The sequence below is a fragment of the Amycolatopsis sp. NBC_01286 genome, assembly GCF_035982555.1.
In the GTDB taxonomy this organism is placed as follows: domain Bacteria; phylum Actinomycetota; class Actinomycetes; order Mycobacteriales; family Pseudonocardiaceae; genus Amycolatopsis.
In genome coordinates this window covers 580544-602049 of record NZ_CP108428.1, presented here as the reverse complement: position 1 = coordinate 602049, position 21506 = coordinate 580544, and the positions used below count along the sequence as shown (strand labels likewise).

20 protein-coding genes are annotated in these 21506 nt (G+C 70.6%); 12 read left to right on the top strand and 8 right to left on the bottom strand.

Annotated features, from left to right (window positions below; translation table 11 throughout):
* Positions 1-19: 19 nt before the first annotated feature.
* Positions 20-775, top strand: a complete 756-nt coding sequence (locus OG570_RS02800) for an acyltransferase (protein ID WP_326946835.1) — start codon at positions 20-22, stop codon at positions 773-775.
* Between the two features lie 43 nt (positions 776-818).
* Positions 819-1196: a DUF6234 family protein gene (locus OG570_RS02795; RefSeq protein ID WP_326955479.1), complete on the top strand. Its 378-nt coding sequence runs from the start codon at positions 819-821 to the stop codon at positions 1194-1196.
* Here OG570_RS02795 and OG570_RS02790 read toward each other — a convergent pair whose 3' ends face one another.
* A complete protein-coding gene (locus OG570_RS02790) occupies positions 1197-2522 on the bottom strand; it encodes an APC family permease (protein ID WP_326955478.1) in 1326 nt (441 codons plus the stop codon). It abuts the gene before it with no gap.
* The gene (locus OG570_RS02785; RefSeq protein WP_326955477.1) at positions 2519-3391 is read right to left on the bottom strand and encodes a carbon-nitrogen hydrolase family protein; all 873 of its coding nucleotides are present in this window, start codon (positions 3389-3391) and stop codon (positions 2519-2521) included. The genes OG570_RS02790 and OG570_RS02785 overlap by 4 nt, the downstream gene beginning before the upstream one ends.
* 76 nt (positions 3392-3467) lie before the next feature.
* Here OG570_RS02785 and OG570_RS02780 point away from each other — a divergent pair, with 76 nt between their 5' ends.
* Positions 3468-4172 carry a FadR/GntR family transcriptional regulator gene (locus OG570_RS02780; RefSeq protein ID WP_326955476.1) on the top strand — a complete coding sequence of 235 codons (705 nt, stop codon included), beginning with the start codon at positions 3468-3470 and terminating at the stop codon, positions 4170-4172.
* Between the two features lie 316 nt (positions 4173-4488).
* Positions 4489-5481: an IS481 family transposase gene (locus tag OG570_RS02775; RefSeq protein WP_326955475.1), complete on the top strand. Its 993-nt coding sequence runs from the start codon at positions 4489-4491 to the stop codon at positions 5479-5481.
* Between the two features lie 196 nt (positions 5482-5677).
* Here the strand turns inward: OG570_RS02775 and OG570_RS02770 are convergent, their stop codons facing one another.
* From OG570_RS02770 to OG570_RS02760, 3 genes are read right to left on the bottom strand one after another with little or no spacing between them, the layout of a single operon-like run.
* A complete protein-coding gene (locus OG570_RS02770) occupies positions 5678-6247 on the bottom strand; it encodes an NADAR family protein (RefSeq protein ID WP_247061826.1) in 570 nt (189 codons plus the stop codon).
* A gap of 21 nt (positions 6248-6268) precedes the next feature.
* Positions 6269-7525, bottom strand: coding sequence for a threonine ammonia-lyase IlvA (ilvA, locus tag OG570_RS02765; protein ID WP_247061828.1), 1257 nt, complete (start codon positions 7523-7525; stop codon positions 6269-6271).
* Between the two features lie 44 nt (positions 7526-7569).
* Positions 7570-8994: a short-chain fatty acyl-CoA regulator family protein gene (locus tag OG570_RS02760; protein WP_247061829.1), complete on the bottom strand. Its 1425-nt coding sequence runs from the start codon at positions 8992-8994 to the stop codon at positions 7570-7572.
* Between the two features lie 229 nt (positions 8995-9223).
* Here OG570_RS02760 and aceA point away from each other — a divergent pair, with 229 nt between their 5' ends.
* The 3 genes from aceA (at position 9224) to OG570_RS02745 (ending at position 13094) form a co-directional block, all read left to right on the top strand.
* On the top strand, positions 9224-10501 hold the full coding sequence (gene aceA / locus OG570_RS02755; RefSeq protein WP_247061830.1) for an isocitrate lyase: 1278 nt from the start codon (positions 9224-9226) through the stop codon (positions 10499-10501).
* A gap of 91 nt (positions 10502-10592) precedes the next feature.
* The gene (gene aceB, locus OG570_RS02750; protein ID WP_326955474.1) at positions 10593-12200 is read left to right on the top strand and encodes a malate synthase A; all 1608 of its coding nucleotides are present in this window, start codon (positions 10593-10595) and stop codon (positions 12198-12200) included.
* A 171-nt stretch (positions 12201-12371) separates the two neighbouring features.
* Positions 12372-13094, top strand: a complete 723-nt coding sequence (locus OG570_RS02745) for a DUF899 family protein (protein ID WP_326955473.1) — start codon at positions 12372-12374, stop codon at positions 13092-13094.
* A 113-nt stretch (positions 13095-13207) separates the two neighbouring features.
* Here the strand turns inward: OG570_RS02745 and OG570_RS02740 are convergent, their stop codons facing one another.
* Positions 13208-13741, bottom strand: coding sequence for a TetR/AcrR family transcriptional regulator (locus OG570_RS02740; protein ID WP_326946843.1), 534 nt, complete (start codon positions 13739-13741; stop codon positions 13208-13210).
* A gap of 91 nt (positions 13742-13832) precedes the next feature.
* On the opposite strand from OG570_RS02740, the gene OG570_RS02735 reads away from it, so the two are divergent.
* The 3 genes from OG570_RS02735 to OG570_RS02725 all read left to right on the top strand — a co-directional run bounded on the left by OG570_RS02735 (position 13833) and on the right by OG570_RS02725 (position 15385).
* Positions 13833-14291 carry a nuclear transport factor 2 family protein gene (locus tag OG570_RS02735; protein ID WP_247061834.1) on the top strand — a complete coding sequence of 153 codons (459 nt, stop codon included), beginning with the start codon at positions 13833-13835 and terminating at the stop codon, positions 14289-14291.
* A 61-nt stretch (positions 14292-14352) separates the two neighbouring features.
* On the top strand, positions 14353-15132 hold the full coding sequence (locus OG570_RS02730) for a class I SAM-dependent methyltransferase (RefSeq protein WP_326955472.1): 780 nt from the start codon (positions 14353-14355) through the stop codon (positions 15130-15132).
* 127 nt (positions 15133-15259) lie between these two features.
* The gene (locus OG570_RS02725) at positions 15260-15385 is read left to right on the top strand and encodes a hypothetical protein (RefSeq protein WP_256475969.1); all 126 of its coding nucleotides are present in this window, start codon (positions 15260-15262) and stop codon (positions 15383-15385) included.
* 12 nt (positions 15386-15397) lie between these two features.
* Here OG570_RS02725 and OG570_RS02720 read toward each other — a convergent pair whose 3' ends face one another.
* Positions 15398-16675 carry a glycosyltransferase family 4 protein gene (locus OG570_RS02720; RefSeq protein ID WP_326946847.1) on the bottom strand — a complete coding sequence of 426 codons (1278 nt, stop codon included), beginning with the start codon at positions 16673-16675 and terminating at the stop codon, positions 15398-15400.
* Positions 16676-16785: 110 nt separating this feature from the next.
* Here OG570_RS02720 and OG570_RS02715 point away from each other — a divergent pair, with 110 nt between their 5' ends.
* Complete coding sequence (locus tag OG570_RS02715; protein ID WP_326955471.1) at positions 16786-18549, top strand: glycoside hydrolase family 2 protein; 1764 nt, start codon at positions 16786-16788, stop codon at positions 18547-18549.
* 477 nt (positions 18550-19026) lie between these two features.
* On the opposite strand, the gene OG570_RS02710 is transcribed toward OG570_RS02715, so the two are convergent.
* Entirely contained in the window at positions 19027-20148 is a 1122-nt protein-coding gene (locus tag OG570_RS02710) for an ROK family transcriptional regulator (protein WP_326955470.1), read from the bottom strand.
* 89 nt (positions 20149-20237) lie between these two features.
* Here OG570_RS02710 and OG570_RS02705 point away from each other — a divergent pair, with 89 nt between their 5' ends.
* Positions 20238-21467 (top strand): YbiU family protein, encoded by a 1230-nt coding sequence (locus OG570_RS02705; RefSeq protein ID WP_326955469.1) that lies wholly within the window; start codon positions 20238-20240, stop codon positions 21465-21467.
* The last annotated feature ends 39 nt before the right edge of the window (positions 21468-21506 follow it).

The following is a 21506-nucleotide window of genomic DNA, read 5'->3' as shown; positions in this document are numbered from 1 at the left end:
ACAGGTTACGGTCACCGGCATGACGTCGATGTGGGGTGCGCCCGCTCTTTCGCGGGTGCGGGCCTGGCGGCAGGCGCGCCGCGACCCGCGGCAGGCGAAGTTCCTGACCGCCGACTCGCTGCGCTGGGTCCTGCGCAACCACGCGTACACACCCTGGTACCTGGTCCGGTACTACCGGCTGCTCAAGTTCCGGCTCGCCAACCCGCACATCATCCTGCGCGGGATGCTGTTCCTCGGGAAGGACGTCGAGATCCACTGCCGCCCCGGCTACGGCCGGCTGGAGATCGGCCGCTGGGTCCACATCGGCGACGGCAACGCCATCCGCTGCCACGAGGGTTCGCTGCGGATCGGCGACAAGTCCGTGTTCGGCCGCCAGAACGTCATCAACTGCTACCTCGACATCGAGCTCGGCGCGGCCACCCTGGTCGCCGACTGGGTGTATATCTGTGACTTCGACCACGTCATTTCGGACATCCACGTGCCGATCAAGGACCAGGGAATCGTCAAGACGCCGGTCCGCATCGGCCCGGACACCTGGCTCGGCACCAAGGTCAGCGTCCTGAAGGGCACCCGCATCGGCCGCGGGTGTGTGCTCGGCGCCCACGCGGTCGTCCGCGGCGACATCCCGGACTACTCGATCGCGGTCGGCATGCCGGCCCGCGTGGTGCGCAACCGCGAAGACGACTACGCCGCCGACACCGCCCGCCGCGAAGCCGTCGCGGACATGGCCCGCAAGGCGAGCAAGGCCCTGCAGAAAACCCTCGGCGAGCAGTAGATCCACTCAGGTCCGTCGTCGTCGATCCGGCCATACTGACCGGGTGGGGGAAGTCCGTACGCTCTGGGCCTCGGTCGTCCTGGCGCTGTGCGTCGTGGGCCTGCTGCTCGTCGTCCCGTTCCTGGTCCTGCAGGGGTTCCTGGCGAGCTTCCCGGTGTTCGGCACGAGCACGCACGAGGGCGACGGCTACCTGACCTGGGCGGCCTGGCTCGGCGCCGGGCTGCCGCTGGTGGGCGTGGTCGTCGCGGCGGCCACGCGGCGCCGAGGGTGGACGTGGTTCTTCGGGATCTGCCTCCTCGTGGCCATCGCCGTCGCCGGGATGAACTGGGCCTACCACGTTCGCCACGCCCCGCCCGCGCCGCCGGGGCCGCGCCACTGCGTCGAGCGCAGCGGCGGCGGCACCGAGTGCCCGGGCGGCTGACTACTCCTCGAAGGTCATCTCCGGCGGCGGCCGGCGGAAGCCGCGGGTGATCGCCGCCAGCACCACGATGCCGATCGCCAGCCAGACCACGCCGAAGATCAGCGCGATGCCGTCCAGGTTGACCAGTAGCCACAGATCGACCACGGCACCGATCACCGGGAAGACCACCCAGGTCAGCACCCGTTTCCCGGACCGGTCGCGCAGCCAGGTCGCGATCACGCTGACGTTGACGAACGTGAACGCCGTGAACGCGCCGAAGTTGATGAACGACGTCGACGTGCTGACGTCCAGGGCCAGCGCGACCAGCCCGACGATCCCGGTCAGGACGATGCCGAACACCGGCGTCGCGAACTTCGGCTGGAGCTTGCCGAACACGCGCGGCAGCACGCCGTCGCGGCCCATCGCGTACATCAGCCGCGACGCGCTCGCCTGCGCGGCGATCCCGGACGCGAACTGCGCGACGACCAGGCCGGCGAGGAAGAACGACGCGAAGAGGTTGCCGCCGATCGTCGTCGCGATCTCGAACGCGGCGGACGACTCGTCGGTGAACGCGCTGCCCGGGTGGGCGAGCTGGGTGAAGTAGGCGAGCACGATGAAGATGCCGCCGCCGATCAGCGCGGTGAGCAGGATGGCGCGGGGGATCGTCTTGCGCGGCTCGATCGTCTCCTCGGTCAACGTCGTCACGGCGTCGAATCCCAGGAAGGAGTACGTCGCGAGCGCGGCGCCACCGGAGATCGTGCCCAGCGTGGCACCGGGGTGGAAGAACGGCTGCGAGCTCGCCAGCGCGTCCCCGACGTGCAGCACCTGCTTGATCGAAAGCACGACGAAGAAGCCGATCACCAGGATCTGGAACGCCATCAGCACGAAGTTCGCCTTCTCGGCGATCTTGATGCCGAGGACGTTGAGGATCGTCGTCAGCAGGATAAAAGTGATCAACCAGATCCAATTGGGCACGCTGGGGAACTCGGCGGAGAGGTAGGCGCCGCCGATCAGCCAGATCACCATCGGCAGGAAGAAGTAGTCGAGCAGCACCGCCCAGCCGACGAGGAACCCGGCGCGCGCGTCGACCGCTTTCCGGACGTAGGTGTAGGCCGAGCCGGCGACGGGGTGGGTGGCGGCCATCTTCCCGTAGCTGGCCGCGGTGAACAGCATCGCGACCAGGGCGAGCAGGTACGCCGAGGGCACCGTGCCCCCGGTCGTCGTCGCGACGATGCCGAACGTGCCGAGCACGATCAGCGGCGCCATGTAGGCGAGCCCGAACAGGACGACGCCGGGCAGGCCGAGCCGGCGCTGCAGGGCGGCCGGGGCCGCGGCCGTGGAGGTCATCGGTCGTCTCCTTCTCGTGGACGCCAGCGGTCCGGGTCGATCCGGCCCTGGTAGAGCGGCAGGGGCAGCGGCGCGTCGGCCGGGGTGAACTGCTCCCACATCCGGTTGGTGCCCGCGGTGCCCTCGCGTCGGACACGCGCCACCTCGTCGAGGTCGATCGTGTGCGCGAGGACGCCTTCGCCGGGCCCGGGCAGCGCGCCGAGGACGTCGCCTTCCGGCCCGACGAGCAGGCTGTCACCCATGCCGAACGGCCCGGCCGTGTTCACGCTGGCGACGAACACCTGGTTGACGATTGCGTTCGCCCGCGCCAGGACCAGTTCCTGCGCGCGGTCGGGGGTCGTGGTCTGGACGGGGTTGAGCACCACCTCGGCGCCCATCCAGGCGAGGTGGCGGGTCACTTCGGGGAACCACGCGTCGTAGCAGATCGAGAAGCCCACGCGCCCGGCGTCGGCCAGATCGGCGACGACGAACTCCGTGCCGGGGTCGTACGGCTCGTGCGGCCGCCACGGGAAGACCTTCCGGTACCAGCCGGCCAGCTCGCCCTCCGGCGAGAAGACCAGGGCGGTGTTGAACAGCTCGCCGTGGTCGCCTTCTTCGCAAACGGTGCCCGGAGCGAGCCAGATCCCCAGGTCGCCGGCCAGTTCCGCCAGCTCCTTCGTCCGGGGTCCGTGCAGCGGTTCGGCGGCGGCCCGCAGCTGCGCGGTGCGTTCGTCGCCCTCGCCCTCGACGCCGCAGAGGTGCAGCTCGGGGAAGGCGGCCAGGCGCGTGTCCGGAAACCGGCCCAGGACGGCTTCGACCTCGCCCGCGAACCCGGCCGAGCCGGGCCGGGGCGGCGCTTGCACCAGAGCGATCGGGAGTGGTCGCGGCATGGACGGAAAATAGTCCACCTTGAACACTTAAACAAGAGTGCTCAAGATGAGCAATTTGTGCGGTACGGTCGGGTTCATGGCCACGGCAGACCTGGACGCCCCCGCCCTGACCGGCATCCGGCGGCTGTCGGCGCTGGACACCGTCCGCGCCCGGATCGCCCTCGCCATCGAGCTGGGCCTGCTGAAACCGGGGGAGCGCCTGCCGCCGAACGGCGACATCGCCCAGGCACTGGGCGTCGCCGAGATCACCGTGCGCCGGGCGCTGGAGTGCCTGGCCGAAGACGGCCTGATCGAGCGACGCCGAGGCCGCGGCGGCGGCACCCTGGTCGCCGAGCACCCACCGGCGGAGCGGGTCCGCGAGGTCGGCGCCTACCGCGAGTCGGCCGCGGAGGTCCGCGAGCTGATCGACCACCGCCTGGTCCTGGAGAGCGGTCTGGTCCAGCTGGTGGCCGGACGCCGCCCGGACGTCGAGCGCCTCCGGGCGTTGGTCGCCCGGATGGACACGGCGACGGGCTGGGCGGAGTTCCACGAACTGGACGCCGAGTTCCACCTGACGGTCGCCGCACCGGGCCCTCCGGCAGCGGTCCGCCAGTACGAGGCGGTGCTCACGGAGTTGTACCGGTTCTACCTGCCGTACCCGTTGCAGAAGCTGCGCGAGTCGAACCACGAGCACGCGAAGCTGGTGAAGGCCCTGTCCTCGGGCAACAGGGACGCGGCGACCCGGATAACCCGCGACCACGTGGGAGACCTGCACCGGACGATGTTCGTCGGCCTAGCCTGACCTGCGGATTCACCCCGTTGTCGAGACCGCGACCACGGCTCCGGGGCGTGCGTGGTCACGGATCGACCGGCGCCAGGACCGGCCGGAGTGTGGTCCGGATCCGACGACAGCCAAGCGGCCCGGCACGGACGCAAACCGACCGCATCTGAAGGCCGCCGTCGTCGCGGATCGACCAGGGGCGTGTGGGCTAGATGTGATGTTCAGGGACGTTGTCCCGAGTTGAGGTGACCAGCGGCGGCCTGTCGTGCAGACAGGTGAAGGCCTCCGGATGTGAAGTGGAGCTGTCTAGGAACCACATCACCGCCCGGAGGCCTTCGTGTCCCACCCTAACGCCACCCTGACCCCACGCACCCGCCTGCGGCTGGCCCGCCTGATCGTCGAACAGGGCTGGACCTGCACCGCAGCAGCGAAAATGTTCATGGTCGCCGCCAAGACCGCCGCGAAGTGGGCCCAGCGCTACCGCACCGAAGGCGCGGCCGGGATGGCCGACCGCAGCTCGCGTCCGCACCACAGCCCGGCCCGCACCCCCGAAAACCTGGTCCGGTCGATCGTGCGGCTGCGGTGGCGGCAGCGGCTGGGCCCGGTCCAGATCGCCGGCCGGCTCGGCCTGCCCGCATCCACCGTGCACGCGGTGCTGGTGCGTTGCCGGATCAACCGGCTCTCCCGGATAGACCGGGTCACCGGTGAACCGCTGCGCCGCTACGAACACGACCACCCCGGTTCGCTGATCCATGTCGATGTCACCAAGTTCGGCAACATCCCCGACGGTGGCGGCCACCGCTACGTCGGCCGTGCCCAAGGCGACCGCAACCGGGCCGCGACACCGGGCAAACCACGCAACGCCTACCGCAACCCCAAGATCGGGACCGCGTTCGTGCACACGGTCATCGACGATCATTCCCGGGTTGCTTACGCCGAGATCCACGCCGATGAGACCGCCGCTACCGCCACCGCGGTCCTGCGCCGGGCGGTGGGCTGGTTCGCCGCCCGCGGCGTGAGCGTCGAACGCGTGCTCTCGGACAACGGCTCGGCCTACCGGTCCCACGCTTGGCGCGACATCTGCACCGAGCTGGGAATCACCCCGAAACGAACTCGGCCTTACCGGCCGCAGACCAACGGCAAGATCGAGCGGTTCCACCGCACTTTGGCCGAAGGCTGGGCCTACGCCCGCTTCTACCCAGCGGAGACCCTGCGGCGGGCGGCGTTACCGGGGTGGCTGCACTTCTACAATCATCACCGACCCCACAGCTCAACCGGCGGCAAGCCGCCGGTCACCCGGCTGACCAACCTCCCCGGACATCACAGCTAGACGACCGAAACCAGCCGCGGCCGAGACTTAGCTGTGGTCGTGAATCGCCCGCACCTCGACCGCCGCGACCGTGGTCCGTCTTCGGCCAACGCCAGAAGCCCGCGAGCCCATCCTCGAAACCCCCTGGCCGTTCGGTGGTGATCATTGCGATCACCCCGCAGCACAACCCGCGAAACTCCGGCGCCCCAACAGCAGGTCAGCGGTTGCGCAGCTGCTCGCGGACCTCCATCAGTGCGAAGCCGAGCAGGTTCAGCCCGCGCCAGTAGTCCGGCTTGTCCGAGTTCTTCTCCTCGCGGGCGAGCCCGCTGCCCCAGACCAGGTCCTTCTTCGACGCCTCGACGAGCACGGCCTCGCCGGTGCCGAGGAGGAAGCGGCGCAGGTCGCGGTGCGCGCCGAACTTGGCCAGGTTGCCGTCGACGACGATGTCGTAGCGGTGCCGCTCCCACGTCTCGTTGTCGTACCCGGCGACCTCGCGGCCGAGGACCTTCGCCGTCTTCGGGTCGGGTGCCTGCCGGATCAGCTCGGCCTTCTCGTGGTCGCCGAACAGCTCGGCCTTGCCCGCCATCATGTAGTGCTCGGCTGACGGGTAGCGCACGCCGCCGGCCTCGAACGGGTCCACCCACCACTGGCTCAGGCAGCTCGCCGTCGCGCGCCCCGTCTTGGAGGGCGCGTGGCCGTAGAACAGCAGGTACTCGGGCTCCGCACCCTCGTGGACCTTTTCGCGCAACGCTTCGATACTGCGGACTCCGTCGACCTTCACAACCATCCGTCTAGTGGACCACAGCGCTCACAGCAGGAAGTGGAAGAGGGGGCTACCCGGCTCGATCCGCTCCACCTGCAGCGGGCTCGCGTCCATCCGGGCCAGCAGTCCGGGCAGGTCGGCCGAGCGCGGGATCTCGATGCCGACCAGCGCCGGCCCCAGCTCGCGGTTGGTGCGCTTGACGTACTCGAAGCGGGTGATGTCGTCCTCGGGCCCGAGGACCTGCTCCAGGAACCGCCGCAGCGCGCCCGGCTCCTGCGGGAACCCGACCAGGAAGTAGTGCTTCAGCTGTTCGTGCATCAGCGAGCGTTCGAGGATCTCGCTGTAGCGGCTGACGTCGTTGTTGCCGCCGGAGACCACGACCACGACCGTCTGGCCGGGCTCGACATCGACGACCGAACCGAGCGAGGCCGCGGCGAGCGCGCCCGCCGGCTCGGCGATGATGCCGTCCGACTGGTACATCGCCAGCATCTCGGTGCAGATCGCGCCCTCGGCGACCGACGTCAGCTCGGCGCCGCTCTCGCGGATCAGCGGGTAGGTGACGCTGCCGGCGACGCGCACCGCGGCGCCGTCGACGAACGTGTCGAGCTCGGGCAGCCGCACCGGGTGCCCGGCGTCGAGCGCCGCGGCCATGCAGGCCGCGCCCGCCGGTTCGACGCCGACGACCCGGACGCCGGGGTGCCGTTCCCGCAGGAAGCTGCCGACGCCGGCGAGCAGCCCGCCGCCGCCGACCGGGACGACCACGACGTCGGGGACGAAGCCGAGCTGCTCGATCACTTCCAGCGCGACCGTGCCCTGGCCGGCGACGGTCCGGACGTCGTCGAACGCCGGCACCAGCGTCGCGCCGGTGCGCTCGGCGTCCTCGGTGGCGGCCGCGAAGGCGTCTTCGTACGTTTCGCCGACGACGATGACCTCGATGTGCGCGCCGCCGAGCGTCGCGATGCGTTCGCGCTTCTGCCGCGGCGTGGTCCCCGGGACGTACACGCGCCCGTTCGCGCCGAGCCGGCGGCACGCGTACGCGACGCCCTGGGCGTGGTTGCCGGCGCTGGCGCAGACGACGCCGAGCGCGCGCGTGACGTCGTCCAGCTGGACGATGAAGTTGTAGGCGCCGCGGATCTTGTACGACCGGACGGTCTGCAGGTCCTCGCGCTTCACCCAGACCTGGGCGTCCACCCGGGACGACAGCCGCGCGCTCGGCTCCAGCGGCGTGCGGGTCACCACCCCGGCCAGCCGCGCGGCGGCGTTCTCGATGGTCGCCGCGGTCACCGTGTCGATGTCGTGCACCTGGTTGAATGTACGACTCGCGCGTGAAACCCGACCGGGTGCCCCTACCCCTTCGGCACGGCCGGGTACGGGACGAACGTACTGGTGTTCTCGTCGACCGTGAGCTGCTTGCCGATCGTCGGGAACGCGCGCTGCGAGCAGGCCGGGCGTTCGCAGACTTTGCAGCCCATGCCGATCGGGGTGGCGGCCGCCGGTTCGTCCAGGTCCAGGCCCGTCGAATAGATCAGCCGTCCCGCGTGCCGCAGTTCGCAGCCCAGGCCGACCGTGAACGTCTTTCCCGGGCTGCCGTAGCCGCCGATGTTGCGCGAAATCGTCCGCGCGATCCAGAAGTAGCTCTTGCCGTCGGGCAGTGTCGCGATCTGGGTCAGGATCTTGCCCGGCTGGGTGAACGCCTCGTAGATGTTCCACAGTGGACAGGCGCCGCCGACGCGGGAGAAGTGGAAGCCGGCCGCGGACTGCCGCTTCGACATGTTCCCGGCCCGGTCGACGCGCACGAAGGAGAACGGCACCGCGCGGTGCTTGGGCCGCTGCAGGGTGGACAGCCGGTGGCAGACGGTCTCGAAGCCGACGCCGTAGTGGTCGCACAGCCGCTCGATGTCGTAGCGGAACCGCTCGGCCGCGGCCAGGAACGGTCCGTAGGGGAGGATCAGCGCCCCCGCGAAGTAGTTCGCCAGGCCGACGCGGGCCAGGGAGCGCGCGGCGGGGCCGGAAAACGCCCACGAATCGGCCAGCTCGGTGATCAGGTCGTCGTACTCGAGCAGGGCGATCTGCGAAGCCATCCGGAACGCCTGCTGCCCGACGCGCAGGCTGGGCGCCAGCCGCAACGTCCGGCTGAGCGGCTCGTAGCGGTGCTGCTGACCCGCGGCTTCGTCGATGCCGTCGCTGGTGACTTCGACGCCGTAACGCTGGGAAAGACAGTCCTTCAACGCACTGAGCACCTGGCCGCGCTGCAGCGGGATGTCGGCCGCCATCTTCTCGGCGCGTTCGTCCAGCTCGGCGACGTAGTTCTCGCGCTCGTAGAAGAAGTCGCGGACCTCTTCGTGCGGCAGCGCCGACGCTGCGCTGCCGTGCAGGCCCAGGCCGTTTTCGGTGGTCAGCGCGGCGGTGTTCTCGACGGCGTTGCGGTAGCTGCGGTGCAGCTTGACCAGGGCTTGCGCGATCGCCGGCAGGTTCGTCGCCAGCTCGTTGAGCTCGCTCGTCGTGACGTCGACGCCGAGGGACTCGTCGAGCAGCGCCTCCTTGACGTCGGCCACCAGCCGGGACGTGTCGTTGTTGGCGAAGAACTCGGTGTCCACGCCGAACGCCTGCGTGATCCGCATCAGGACGGGCACGGTCAGCGGGCGCGAGTTGTGCTCGATCTGGTTGAGGTAGCTCGGTGAGATCTCCAGCACACGGGCGAGGTCGGCCTGGCTCATCGCGCGGCTTTCGCGGAGGTGCCGCAGCCGCGCTCCGGCGAAAGTCTTCTCCATCCGAGCCCGCCTTTCCGGAAGGTTTCCGGTCCTGAACGGTTACGTGAACGGTCAAGAACGCGGATTTTCGTGGCTGTTGCGAACCAGCGATTCGCAACCTTTGCAAAGAGCGTACGTACCCTTCGCACAAATTGGCAAATTGGACGACTGGATCGGATTTCCACTGGCGTGCGAGGGTCAGGCCAAGCAAGGCGAGCAATCGCAAACTTCGCAACACCGGGAGAGTCCGATGACCGAACAGGCCAAGCAGGCGGCCGCGGAGCTGACCGCGAAGTGGGCGAACGACCCCCGCTGGGCGGGCGTGCAGCGCTCCTACTCGGCCGAGGACGTCGTCAAGCTGCGCGGCAGCGTCGTCGAAGAGCACACCCTCGCCCGCCGCGGCGCGGAGAAGCTGTGGGACCTCCTGCACACCGAGGACTACATCCACGCGCTGGGCGCGCTCACCGGCAACCAGGCCGTCCAGCAGGTCCGCGCCGGCCTGCAGGCGATCTACCTGTCCGGCTGGCAGGTCGCGGCCGACGCCAACCTGGCCGGCCAGACCTACCCCGACCAGAGCCTCTACCCGGCCAACTCCGTGCCGGCCGTGGTCCGCCGGATCAACAACGCGCTGGGCCGCGCCGACCAGATCAACTGGGCGGAAGGCAACACCGACATCGACTGGTACGCCCCGATCGTCGCCGACGCGGAAGCGGGCTTCGGTGGCCCGCTCAACGCGTTCGAGCTGATGAAGGGCATGATCGCGGCCGGCGCCGCGGGCGTGCACTGGGAAGACCAGCTCGCGTCCGAGAAGAAGTGCGGCCACCTCGGCGGCAAGGTGCTGATCCCGACCAAGCAGCACGAGCGCACGCTGAACGCCGCGCGTCTCGCGGCCGACGTCCTCGACGTGCCGACCCTCGTGGTCGCCCGCACCGACGCGCAGGCCGCGACGCTGCTGACCAGCGACGTCGACGAGCGTGACCAGCAGTTCCTCACCGGCGGCCGCACCGCCGAGGGCTTCTACGAGGTCACCAACGGCATCGACCCGTGCATCGAGCGCGGTCTGGCCTACGCCCAGTACGCCGACCTGCTCTGGATGGAGACCTCGAAGCCGGACCTCGAGGTGGCGCGCAAGTACGCCGAGGCGATCAAGGCGAAGTTCCCGGACCAGATGCTGGCCTACAACTGCTCGCCGTCGTTCAACTGGAAGAAGCACCTGGACGACGCCACGATCGCGAAGTTCCAGCGCGAGCTCGGCCACATGGGCTACAAGTTCCAGTTCATCACGCTGGCCGGCTTCCACGCCCTGAACTACTCGATGTTCGACCTGGCGCACGGTTACGCCCGTGAGGGCATGACCGCCTACGTCGACCTGCAGGAGCGCGAGTTCGCGTCGGAGGCCCGTGGTTACACCGCCACGAAGCACCAGCGCGAGGTCGGCACCGGTTTCTTCGACCAGGTCGCGACCGCGTTGAACCCGACCAGCTCCACCACGGCGCTGAAGGGTTCCACGGAGGAAGCCCAGTTCTGACGCACTTCGCGGGCCGGCGGCGACCCCCTGCGCCGCCGGCCCGCGACCCCCACTTCCCTTCCCTGCACAGCTCTGCTCGCGGAGGCACCCCATGGTTGATCGACTGAACTACCGCATCGAGGTCACCGGTCCGGTCGAGGGCCGGTTCGCCGAGATCCTCACCCCGGCGGCACTCGACTTCCTGGCCAAGCTCGACAACACGTTCGCCGGCCGCCGGCGCGAGCTGCTCGACGCCCGCCGCGTGCGCCGCGAGGAGCTGCAGTCGGGGGAGAAGCCGCTCGGCTTCCTGCCCGAGACCCGCCGGATCCGCGACGACGAGTCGTGGAACGTCGCGCCGACCGCGCCGGGCCTGGAAGACCGCCGCGTCGAGATCACCGGCCCGACCGACCGCAAGATGACGGTCAACGCGCTGAACTCCGGCGCGAAGGTCTGGCTGGCGGACTTCGAGGACGCGACGTCGCCGACGTGGCACAACGTGATCGACGGCCAGCTCAACCTCTTCGACGCTATCCGCCGCAACATCGACTTCACCACCGAAGCCGGCAAGCAGTACACGATCGGCGACGACCCGGCCACGATCGTCGCGCGGCCCCGCGGCTGGCACCTGGTGGAGAAGCACATCCGCATCGACGGCCGTCCGGTGTCGGCGAGCCTGGTCGACTTCGGCCTGTTCTTCTTCCACAACGCCCGCCAGCTGGTGGCCCGCGGCGTCGGCCCGTACTTCTACCTGCCGAAGCTCGAAAACCACCACGAAGCGCGGCTGTGGAACGACGTCTTCCTGCTGGCGCAGCGCGAGCTCGGCATCCCGCGCGGCACGATCCGCGCCACGGTGCTGATCGAGACGATCACCGCCGCGTTCGAGATGGACGAGATCCTCTACGAACTGCGCGAGCACGCGGCGGGCCTGAACGCCGGGCGCTGGGACTACATCTTCAGCATGATCAAGAACTTCGCCGCGCACGGCGCCGACTTCGTGCTGCCGGACCGCGCGCAGGTCACCATGACCGTGCCGTTCATGCGGGCCTACACCGAGCTGCTGGTGCGGACCTGCCACAAGCGCGGCGCGCACGCCATCGGCGGCATGGCCGCGTTCATCCCGAGCAAGGACCCCGAGGTCACCGCGACCGCGCTGGAGAAGGTCCGCGCCGACAAGGAACGCGAGGCCGGCGACGGCTTCGACGGCTCCTGGGTCGCGCACCCCGGCCTGGTCCCGGTCTGCCGCGAGGTGTTCGACGGCGTTCTCGGCGGCTGGCCGAACCAGCTCGGCAAGCTCCGCGAAGACGTCGACGTCACCGCCGAGGACCTGCTCGACGTCGCGAGCGCCGGCGGCGAGGTCACCGAGGCGGGTGTCCGCGCGAACATCAACGTCGCGCTGCGCTACGTCGACGCGTGGCTGCGCGGCACCGGGGCGGCGGCGATCCACAACCTGATGGAGGACGCGGCCACCGCGGAGATCGCGCGTTGCCAGGTCTGGCAGTGGATCCGCAACGGCACGAAGCTCGAGGACGGCACCGCGCTCACCCGCGAGCTGGCGGTCGAGTTCCTGGACGACGAGCTGGCGTCGGTGCGCGCCGAACTCGGCGACGGCCACCGCCTCGGCGACGCGTACCAGATCTTCACCGAGACCGCGCTCGGCGAGAAACTGCCGAGCTTCCTCACCACCGGTGCCTACGCGCGGTACCTCACGGACGCCCGGTAGCAGGGCAGTGCTTGATGCGCTCTCGGCGGTCGAGAGTGCTTCGAGCTCCGGCCGTCCCTACCTGACGAGGGACGGCCGGCACCACACCCATCTCGGGATGGTGTGGTCCGGAACTGGTCCGACGGCGGTGGCTCCCCGCCGTCGGACCAGTTTCACGCGTACCTTGCCCGGATGAGCCTGAGCTTCCCGGGCGAGTCGCCCGAGTACCGCGTCGCGCGTGATCGCCTGCTCGAACGGGAAGCCGCGCTGCGTCGTGAACTGGAGGCGGTGGCTGTCCAACGCCGCGACCTGCCACCCGGCGGCCTCGTGCCCGAGGACTACGTCCTCCAGGGCGACAACGGCGAAGTGCGGTTGTCGGACCTGTTCTCGCCGGGCCACGACACCCTGGTCGTCTACCACTACATGTTCCCGCGCGACCCCGACGACGACCGGCCCGGTCCGGCGTCGGGGGAGAGCGCGCAGCTGAAGCTGGAGCAGGGCCCGTGCCCGTCCTGCACGGCGTTGCTCGACCAGCTCGACGGCGCCGTGGAGCATTTCGCGCCCCACGCCGATTTCGCCGTCGTCGCGCGGGCGCCGATCGGGCACCTGCGGACGTTCGCCGCCGAACGCGGCTGGCGCCGGCTGCGGTTGTTCTCGTGCGCGGGCACCACGTTCAGCCGCGACTACCACGGCGAAGCGGCCGATGGCAGCCCGCGCCCGATGCTCAACGTCTTCCGCCACGACGCCGACGGGCTCCGGCACTTCTGGGGTTCGGAGCTGCTGTACGAGCCGGCCGAGCCGGGCCAGGACCCGCGCCACGTCGGGACGATCGAGCCGGTGTGGAACCTGTTCGACCTCACCCCGCACGGGCGTGGCGCGGATTGGGACGAGCAGCTCGGCTACTGCCATGAGTGAGCGGTGCGAACGGCCCGGTCGTGCCGTTCACGACGTCAATTCGCCGCGTACGCCCGGTCTGCCGCAGCGTGTTCCCGTCGTTGTTGCCCGAAGCTCGCCGCCCGGCTGACGCCCTACCCCTGAGCGGCCAGGAGGACCTTCGCGGCCGCCCGGGCCGTGCTCGCCTCGCCCGGGTCACCGGTGATCGCGGCGAGCACGGTCGCGCCCTCCACGAGCGAGAACAGCTGGTCGGCGGTGGTGTGGTCGGCGACGAGACCACGCAGGTAGGCGCGCAGTTCGTCCTTGTGCTTGCGGATCGCGGCGGCGATGCCGGGCGCCGGTTCGCCGAACTCGCCGAAGGAGTTGACGAACGCGCAGCCGCGGAAGCCGGGTTCGCGGAACCAGTCGTGCAGCCAGTCGAACACGGCGAGCGGGTCGTCGCCGCGGGCGTCGACGAATTCGCGCAACGACCGCCGCCAGCGTTCGTCGCGGCGCAGGAGATAGGCCTCGACCAGGTCGTTCTTGGCCGGGAAGCACTGGTAGAGCCGTTTGAGCGAGACGCCGGAGCGCGCGCGGACGGCGTCCATCCCGACCGCCTGCACGCCGTGGGCGTAGAAGAGCTCCTCGGCGGCCTCCAGCAACCGGCCGGTCGCCTCCGTGGGATCCATGTCACCTGCCTCTGGTGCGGAGAATGAGCGTTCTCTACTCTAGCGGCAGTTCGGAGAACGGCCGTTCTCCGGGTTTCGGAAGGAGCCGTCCATGACCCCGCGCCCGCCGTTCCCGCCGTTCGACGAAGACACCGCCCGCCAGAAGGTCCAGGCCGCCGAGGACGCCTGGAACACCCGCGACCCCGAGCGGGTCTCGCTGGCCTACACCGAGGATTCGGTCTGGCGCAATCGCGACCAGCACGTCGTCGGACGCGCGCGGATCGTCGAGTTCCTGACCGCGAAGTGGGAGCGCGAACTGGACTACGCGCTGCGCAAGGAGCTGTGGGGGTTTCGCGGCAACCGCATCGGCGTCCGCTTCCAGTACGAGTCCCGCACCGCGGCCGGCGAGTGGTTCCGCAGCTACGGCAACGAGCTGTGGGAGTTCAGCGACGAAGGCCTGATGCGCCGCCGGGAGGCGAGCATCAACGACGTCCCGATCGCCGAGACCGACCGCCGCATCTTCGGCCCGCGCCCGGAGTCCGAGCACGGCGTCCTGCTGCCGGTCTTCTAGCCGCTTCCGCCCGCAGCGGAACCACATCCGCCCGGCCGCTTCCGACGGCATCCTCGGGGTCATGACGGCACCGGCGTTCGGCGGCGAAGTGAGCGAGTACTACCAGCGGTTCCGCCGCGGCTACCCGCCCGAAGTCGCCGACGCCCTGGTCAGCGCGTGTGGTCTCACGCGCGACGACGTCGTGCTCGACCTCGGCTGCGGCACCGGCCAGCTCACCCGCGCCTTGGCGCCGCGCACCGGCGCCGTGCTGGGGATGGACCCGGAACCGGACATGCTGGCCGAGGCCCGCCGGGCGACGGCCGAGCCGAACGTCAGCTGGCTCCTGGGCGCGGACACCGATGTCCCCGCGTTGACTACAGCCCTCGGCCCCGGCCGGCTGGGCGCGGTGACGGTGGCGCAGGCGTTGCACTGGATGGACCACGAACGGCTGTTCGCGACGGCGCGCCCGCTCCTGCGCGCCGTCGGCGGTGTCGTGGTGGTGACCAACGGCGAGCCGCTGTGGCTCCAGGACGCCGCGTGGTCGGCCGCGCTGCGACAGGTCCTGTCCGACCAGCTCGGCGTCCCGCTGCACCGGACGTGCGGCACGGACACGGCGAGCCAGGAGCGCTACCGCGACGCTCTCTCGGCCGCCGGATACGCCGTCGACCTGCGGGTTGTCGACTACTCGGCCACGCTCACCGTCGAGGAGATCGTCGGTGGCGTGTTTTCGGCGATGAGCCCGGAGCAGCTCCCGCCCCCGGCGTCCCGGCCCGGGTTCGCCGACCGCGTGCGACGCGCGGTCGAGCCCCACGGCCCGGTGGTCGAACACGTCCGGATCCGGATTCTGACCGGCGTCCACTGACGGGCGAACCGGTCACGGAAGGCGAATGCGTAGCCGCCCGTGGTGTTCTCCCTATTGTTTCGCCGGGAGGGTGCGCGGATGCTCGCTGCGTGGTGCCTGTCGTGCCACTGCTCCCCGAGGAGTCCCGATGACCAGCAAGTTGAGCGCTGTCCTTGTCGCGCTCGTCGCCCTTTTCGCCTGCGCGTCCGTCGCCGCCGCGGCCACGGCCGTGCCCGCGGCCCACACGGACCGCGTCCAGGTCCGCCACTTCTGACGCGGCCGCTACCTACAGTTCCGGGATCCCGGCCGCGACCGGTTCGAACGCGTTGCCGGTGGCGATCTTCGGCCGGGGCAGCTCCACCGGCTCGCCTGCCTTCGTCCGCCGGTAGACCGCGACGGTCGCCTCGGCGATCCGGCCCCAGTCGAAGTCGGCGGCCAGCCGGGCCTGCGCGGCCCGGGCCCGCCGCGCCGCCGCGTCGGCGTCGTTCAGCACCGCCGTCACGGCGTCGGCCAGCGCGCCGACGTCGCCGGGACTGAACGCCAGCCCGGTCTCGCCGTGGACGACGACCTCGCCGAGCCCGCCGGCGGTCGACGCCACCAGCGGCGCCTTCGCGGCCGCGGCCTCCAGGGCGACGATCCCGAACGGCTCGTACCGGCTGGGCAGGACCACGGCGTCGGCCGCGGCCAGCGCCGCGCGCAGGTCCCGGTCGGACAGGTGCCCGACGAAGTCGACCGCGCGCCGCACCCGCAGCTTGCGCGACTGCTCGACGAGCTCGTCGAAGTGCCGTCCTTTCCCGGCGACGACCACGCGCGTGCCGGGGTGGCGCCGCCGGATGCGGGGGAGCGCGGCCAGCAGGTCCTGGACGCCCTTCTCCCACTCGAGCCGGCCGAAGTAGAGCAACAGGGGCGCGCCGGCCGGGCTGTAGACCTCGCGGGCGTGGGCGATCTCGTCGGCCGGCACCTGCCAGCCGCGTTCCTCGATGCCGTTGTGGATCACTGTGACGTCGCCGGCCTCGATCTCGAAGAGGTGCGCGACCTCGCGGCGCATGGCCTGCGAGCAGGTGATCACGGCGTCGGCGCGGTTGGCCAGCCACCACTCGACCGAGTGAACTTGCTGGTTCAGCGGGTGCGACAGCCAGCCGGAGTGCCGGCCGGCCTCGGTGGCGTGGACCGTGCCGACCAGCGGTACCCGCGCCGCCTCGGCGATCGCGATGGCCGGGTGCGCGACCAGCCAGTCGTGCGCGTGGACGACGTCCGGCTGCCAGCTCCGCAGCAGGTCCTGCGCGGCGCGGACCATGGCGTGCCCCATGGCGAGGGTCCAGGCGACGAGGTCGCGTTCGAAGGTCACGTGCATCGGGTCTTCAGCCACCCGGATGATCCGCACGCCCTCGACGACGCGGTCGCTGCGCGGGTGCGTCCCGGCGTCGGTCCCGGCGGCGTGCCGGCACAGGACGACGACCTCGTGACCCTGTCCGGCCAGGTGACAGGCGAGCGCGTGCACGTGCCTGGCCAGGCCGCCGATGGCCACGGGCGGGTACTCCCAGGACAGCATCAGCACACGCATGGGCAGAGGTTACTCGCGAGTCGCAAGGGCCCGGCGGCGGTCCACCGGACCCCTTCGCGTGTGACGTCGATCACTGGCTCGCGACCGCAGCTCTGCCATCATCGGCGGGAATGACTTCCCCCGAAGACACCGGCTGGCGCCGCCTCGACCCCGTCCTGTCGACCCCGTGGTCCGCTGTAGTCGGCCCGGACAACGCGCTGCCCGAGTACCCGAGGCCCCAGCTGACCCGGCCCCGCTGGCTGAACCTCAATGGCGTCTGGGAGTACGCGGGCTGGCCGGCGGCCACGGACGAGCCGAGGCCGTCCGGCTACGCCGAGCGGATCCTGGTCCCGTTTCCACCGGAGTCGGCGTTGTCCGGAATCGGCCGGCGCGACGAAATCCTCTGGTACCGCCGCCTCGTCGAGATCCCGGCCGGTTGGCGCGGCGACCGCGTCCTGCTGCACTTCGGCGCGGTCGACCAGAAGGCGCAGGTCTGGGTCAACAACCAGCTCGTCGCGACGCACGAGGGCGGCTACACGGCGTTCAGCGCGGACATCACCGACGTCCTGCGGCCGACGGGCCCGCAGGAGCTGACCGTCCGCGCCGAAGACCGCACCGACATCGAGCCCTTCCCAGTCGGCAAGCAGCGCAACGCCCCCGGCGGAATCTGCTACACGGCCTCGTCGGGCATCTGGCAGACGGTCTGGCTCGAGCCGGTGCCCGCCACCCGCGTCGAAGGGCTGGAGCTGACCCCGGACCTCACCGGCGTCACGGTGTTCCCGCAGGTCACCGGTGGCTCCACGGTTGTGGTCGTGCTTTCGACCACCGACGGCGAGGTGGCCCGCGGCTCGGGCGAAGCCGGGACGCCGGTCCGCGTGGACGTTCCCGAACCACACCTCTGGACGCCCGACGACCCCTACCTCTACACCCTGGAAGTCCGACTGCTGGACCGCCACGGCGCGGTTCTGGACGAAGTCGGCGGCTACGCAGGCCTCCGAACGATCGGTCTGGTCCCCGACGCCGAGGGCCGTCCGCGAATCGCGCTCAACGGCCGGATCACCTTCCTCCACGGCCCGCTCGACCAGGGCTACTGGCCCGACGGCATCTCGACCGCGCCGACCGACGACGCGTTGCGGTTCGACCTCGAAAAGACGAAGGAGCTGGGCTTCAACTTCGTCCGCAAACACGTCAAGGTCGAGCCGGCCCGCTGGTACTTCTGGGCCGACCGGCTAGGCCTGGTCGTCTGGCAGGACATGCCATCGCTGACGGTGTCGTTCGACGGCCCGCCGGGACCCGCGCCGGACCCAGTCCCGCAGGCCCGGGACCGGTTCGAGGCCGAACTGATCAAAATGATCACACAACTGCAGGCGGTCCCGTCGATCGCCGGCTGGGTGCCGTTCAACGAGGGCTGGGGCGAGTACGACACGGCCCGCGTCGCGGAACTGGTCAAAACGCTCGACCCGACCCGCTTGGTGATCGCGAACAGCGGCGTCAACTGCTGCTTCTCACGCCCCGACACCGGCGCGGGCGACATCTACGACGACCACACGTACGTCGGCCCGGGCGAGCCGTCGGTCCAGGACAGCCGCGCGATAGTCGACGGCGAGTACGGCGGCCTAGGCCTGGTCCTCGACGGTCATTGCTGGCCCGGCCCGCCGAACGCGTACGAGATGACGCCGACGCCCGAGCGGCTCACCGAGCGCTACGCGGAGGTGAGCGCCCGCTTGGAGCGAGTGATAGCGGAACGCGGCCTGTCCGGCGCGATCTACACCCAGACGACCGACGTCGAGAACGAGGTCAACGGCCTGCTGACGTACGACCGCCAGGTGACAAAGCTCGACCCGGCGGTGGTCGCGAAGTGCGTCCGCGCGGTGATCGACGCAGGCTCCGACTGATTCCGGCAACACCTGGACGCGACGCCGCTGGGGCTGTCGTCAGCGTTCGGCAATGCCCGGGTGATGTGCCCTCGCCAGGCAGTCGTCTGACTTCGGCACGCTCAGGCGCTGTGTCGCGGCCGGGCGTTGGTCTGACTCCGGCCAACGCCCGGAGGCTGTGCGGCCGCCGGGTTGTGGTCTGACTTTGGGCAGCATCCGGATGCCGTGCCGCCGCCAGGCGTGGGCTGACTTTGGGTGAGGTCCGGCGGCAGTGTCGCGGCTGGCGGGTGGTCTGACTTCGGTCACTACCCGGAGGTGGTGTCGCCGCCAAGCTGTCGACCGATTGGCAATGTCCGGAGGCCGTCTCGTCGTCAGGCTGTTGTCTCCTCTTCGACAGCCGACAGCCGACAGCCGACAGCCGACAGCCGACAGCCGACAGCCGACAGCCGACAGCCGACAGCCGACAGCCGACAGCCGACAGCGACAGGACGGCTGTGGCTAGCTTTCGGCGACCTCCGCGAGCAGGGCGTCGCGGCCGTGGTCGAGTGCGGACAACAGTGCACCCCGCAAGGCCGCCGAGTCCGTGACCGTGCCCGCCTCCACCCGGACCGGCCCCGGCGCGGCCGCCGTGACCGCTCGCCGGATTTCGGCGACCAGGCCCGGGCGGCTGCCGGCCGGGCCGCCCAGCAGGACGACGTCCGGGTCGACGATGGTGCAGATCGCGGCCACGGCCCGGCCGAGCGTCGCGCCGAGCAGCCGTAGCCGCTCAACGGCCACACCGTCGCCGGTGGCCGCGCGCGAGAGCGTGGTCAGAATCGCGTCGACGTCCAGCGAAGGCGCGTCCGACCTGCCGAAACCCTGACCGGCCAGTGCCTCGGCGAGCGTCGCGCCCGAGCTGTCCAGGTAGCCGATCTCGCCCGCCAGGCCGTGCGCGCCGCGGACCAGCTGGTCGCCGACGTACAGGCTGACGCCGAGCCCGGCCCCGACGTAGACGTAGGCGAAGCTCTTCGCGTCCCGTGCCGCACCCTCCCGGCGTTCGGCGAGGGCCGAGAAATTGACGTCGTTGTCGAGCAGGACGTCCCGGCCGATCTCGCCGGCCCGGATCGTGCCCTCGGGAAACGGCGACCCGGGCAGCGCGACGACCTCGTGCGTCACCGGGTCGACCGGGTTGGCCACCGAGACCGCCGTCGCGCGGACCGGTCCCGGCCCGCCGACGCTCGCGGCGGCGACGGCGGCGGCGCGGACCGCCGTGGTCATCGGGTGACCATCCGGGGCGTGGTGGCCGGTCGCCAGGACCGTGCCGGTCAGGTCGGTGGTCACGGTCCGGATGCCCTGCTGGTTGACTTCCGCGGCGACGACCCGGCCGGCGTCCGCGGCCAGTTCGTAGAACGTCGCGATCCGCCCGCGGCGGCCGGTCTGGTCGGTGCCGGTGGCCCGCAGCGCGCCCGCCGTTTCGAGCCGCCGGACGGACTCGGAGATCGTCGGCTTCGAGATCCCGGTGGTCGCGGCCAGCTCGGCGCGGGTGGTCCGGTTGTGGACGAAGACGTGGTCGAGCACCGCGCGGTCGGTCATGGCCCGCAGCATCGCCAGGCGCGGGAGCGGCCGGTCGGGGTCGGACATCGCACCTCTTGTGGCCGGGAACGGACGGGGTTACCGTAGCGAGAGCATTCTAGTAAGGAGTCCTAACCAAAAGATCGCGGAGGACACCGATGACCACCACCGAGCTGCCGGCGAACATGTCCGAGGCAATCTCGCGGACCAAACAGGAGCTGCGCGCCCGGGTCGGCGACGTCGCCGGCGCGTTCGCCGAAGTCCGGGAGTGGATGCGGCGGGAGGTCGACGTCGTCGCCGCCGACCAGGACGCTTTCCCCGTCGTCCGGTTTCGCGACATCGCCGACGGGACCGTGCCGCAGCGGACCGTGGACGCCGTCCGGCGGCGCGGCTGCGCCGTCGTCAAGGGCACCTTCGCGCGCGAAACGGCCGAAGGCTGGGACGCCGAGCTCGCCGCGTACCTCGCCGGCAACGACTTCGCCGGGACCTACCAAGGCCCGGCCGACGACGTCTTCGCCGGGCTCGCGTCCGGCCAGCCGCAGATCTACCCCGTCTACTGGTCGAAGCCGCAGATCCAAGCCCGCCAGCACGAGCACATGGTCGCCGTCCGGCGGTTCCTCAACTCCTTCTGGCGGCACGAGTCCGAAGGCCGCGTCTGGTTCGACCCCGATCGCGACACCGCCTACCCCGACCGCATCCGCCGTCGCGCGCCCGGCTCGGCGTCGCTCGGGCTCTCGGCCCACACCGACTCCGGCTCGGTCGAGCGCTGGCTGCTGCCCGCCTACCAGCAGGTGTTTCGCCACGTCTTCGCCGGGAACTGGCCGGAGTACGACCCGTGGGACGGCGCTTACCGCACCGAAGTGGACGAATTCCCGTCCACGGTCATGTGCTCGGCCTTCCGCACCTTCCAGGGCTGGACGGCGTTGTCGGAAATGCGCCCGGGCGACGGCGTCCTGCAGGTCGTGCCGATCCCGTCGGCGATCGCGTACGTCCTGCTCCGCGCGCTCCAGGATGACATCCCCGACGACGATCTCTGCGGCGCGGCCAACGGCCAGGCCCTGCCCGTCTGCGACAAGTACCACGACGACCTGCTGCCGGCGCTGACCTCGATCCCCGCCGTCGAACCGGGCGACACGGTCTGGTGGCACGGCGACGTCATCCACGCCGTCGCCGACGGCACCAATCCGGACCGCTGGGGAAACGTCATGTACATCCCGGCGAGCCCGCATTGCGCGAAGAACGCCGCGTACGCCGAAAAGTGCGGCCGCGCGTTTCTGGCCGGCGCGAGCCCGGGCGATTTCGCGCCGGAAGACTACGAGGTGAACTGGACCGGCCGCGCCACCGCCGACGACCTCGACGACGTCGGACGCGCTCAGCTCGGCCTGTGAACGTGCCGGGGCGGGAGGCCACCGCCCCGGCACGGCGAG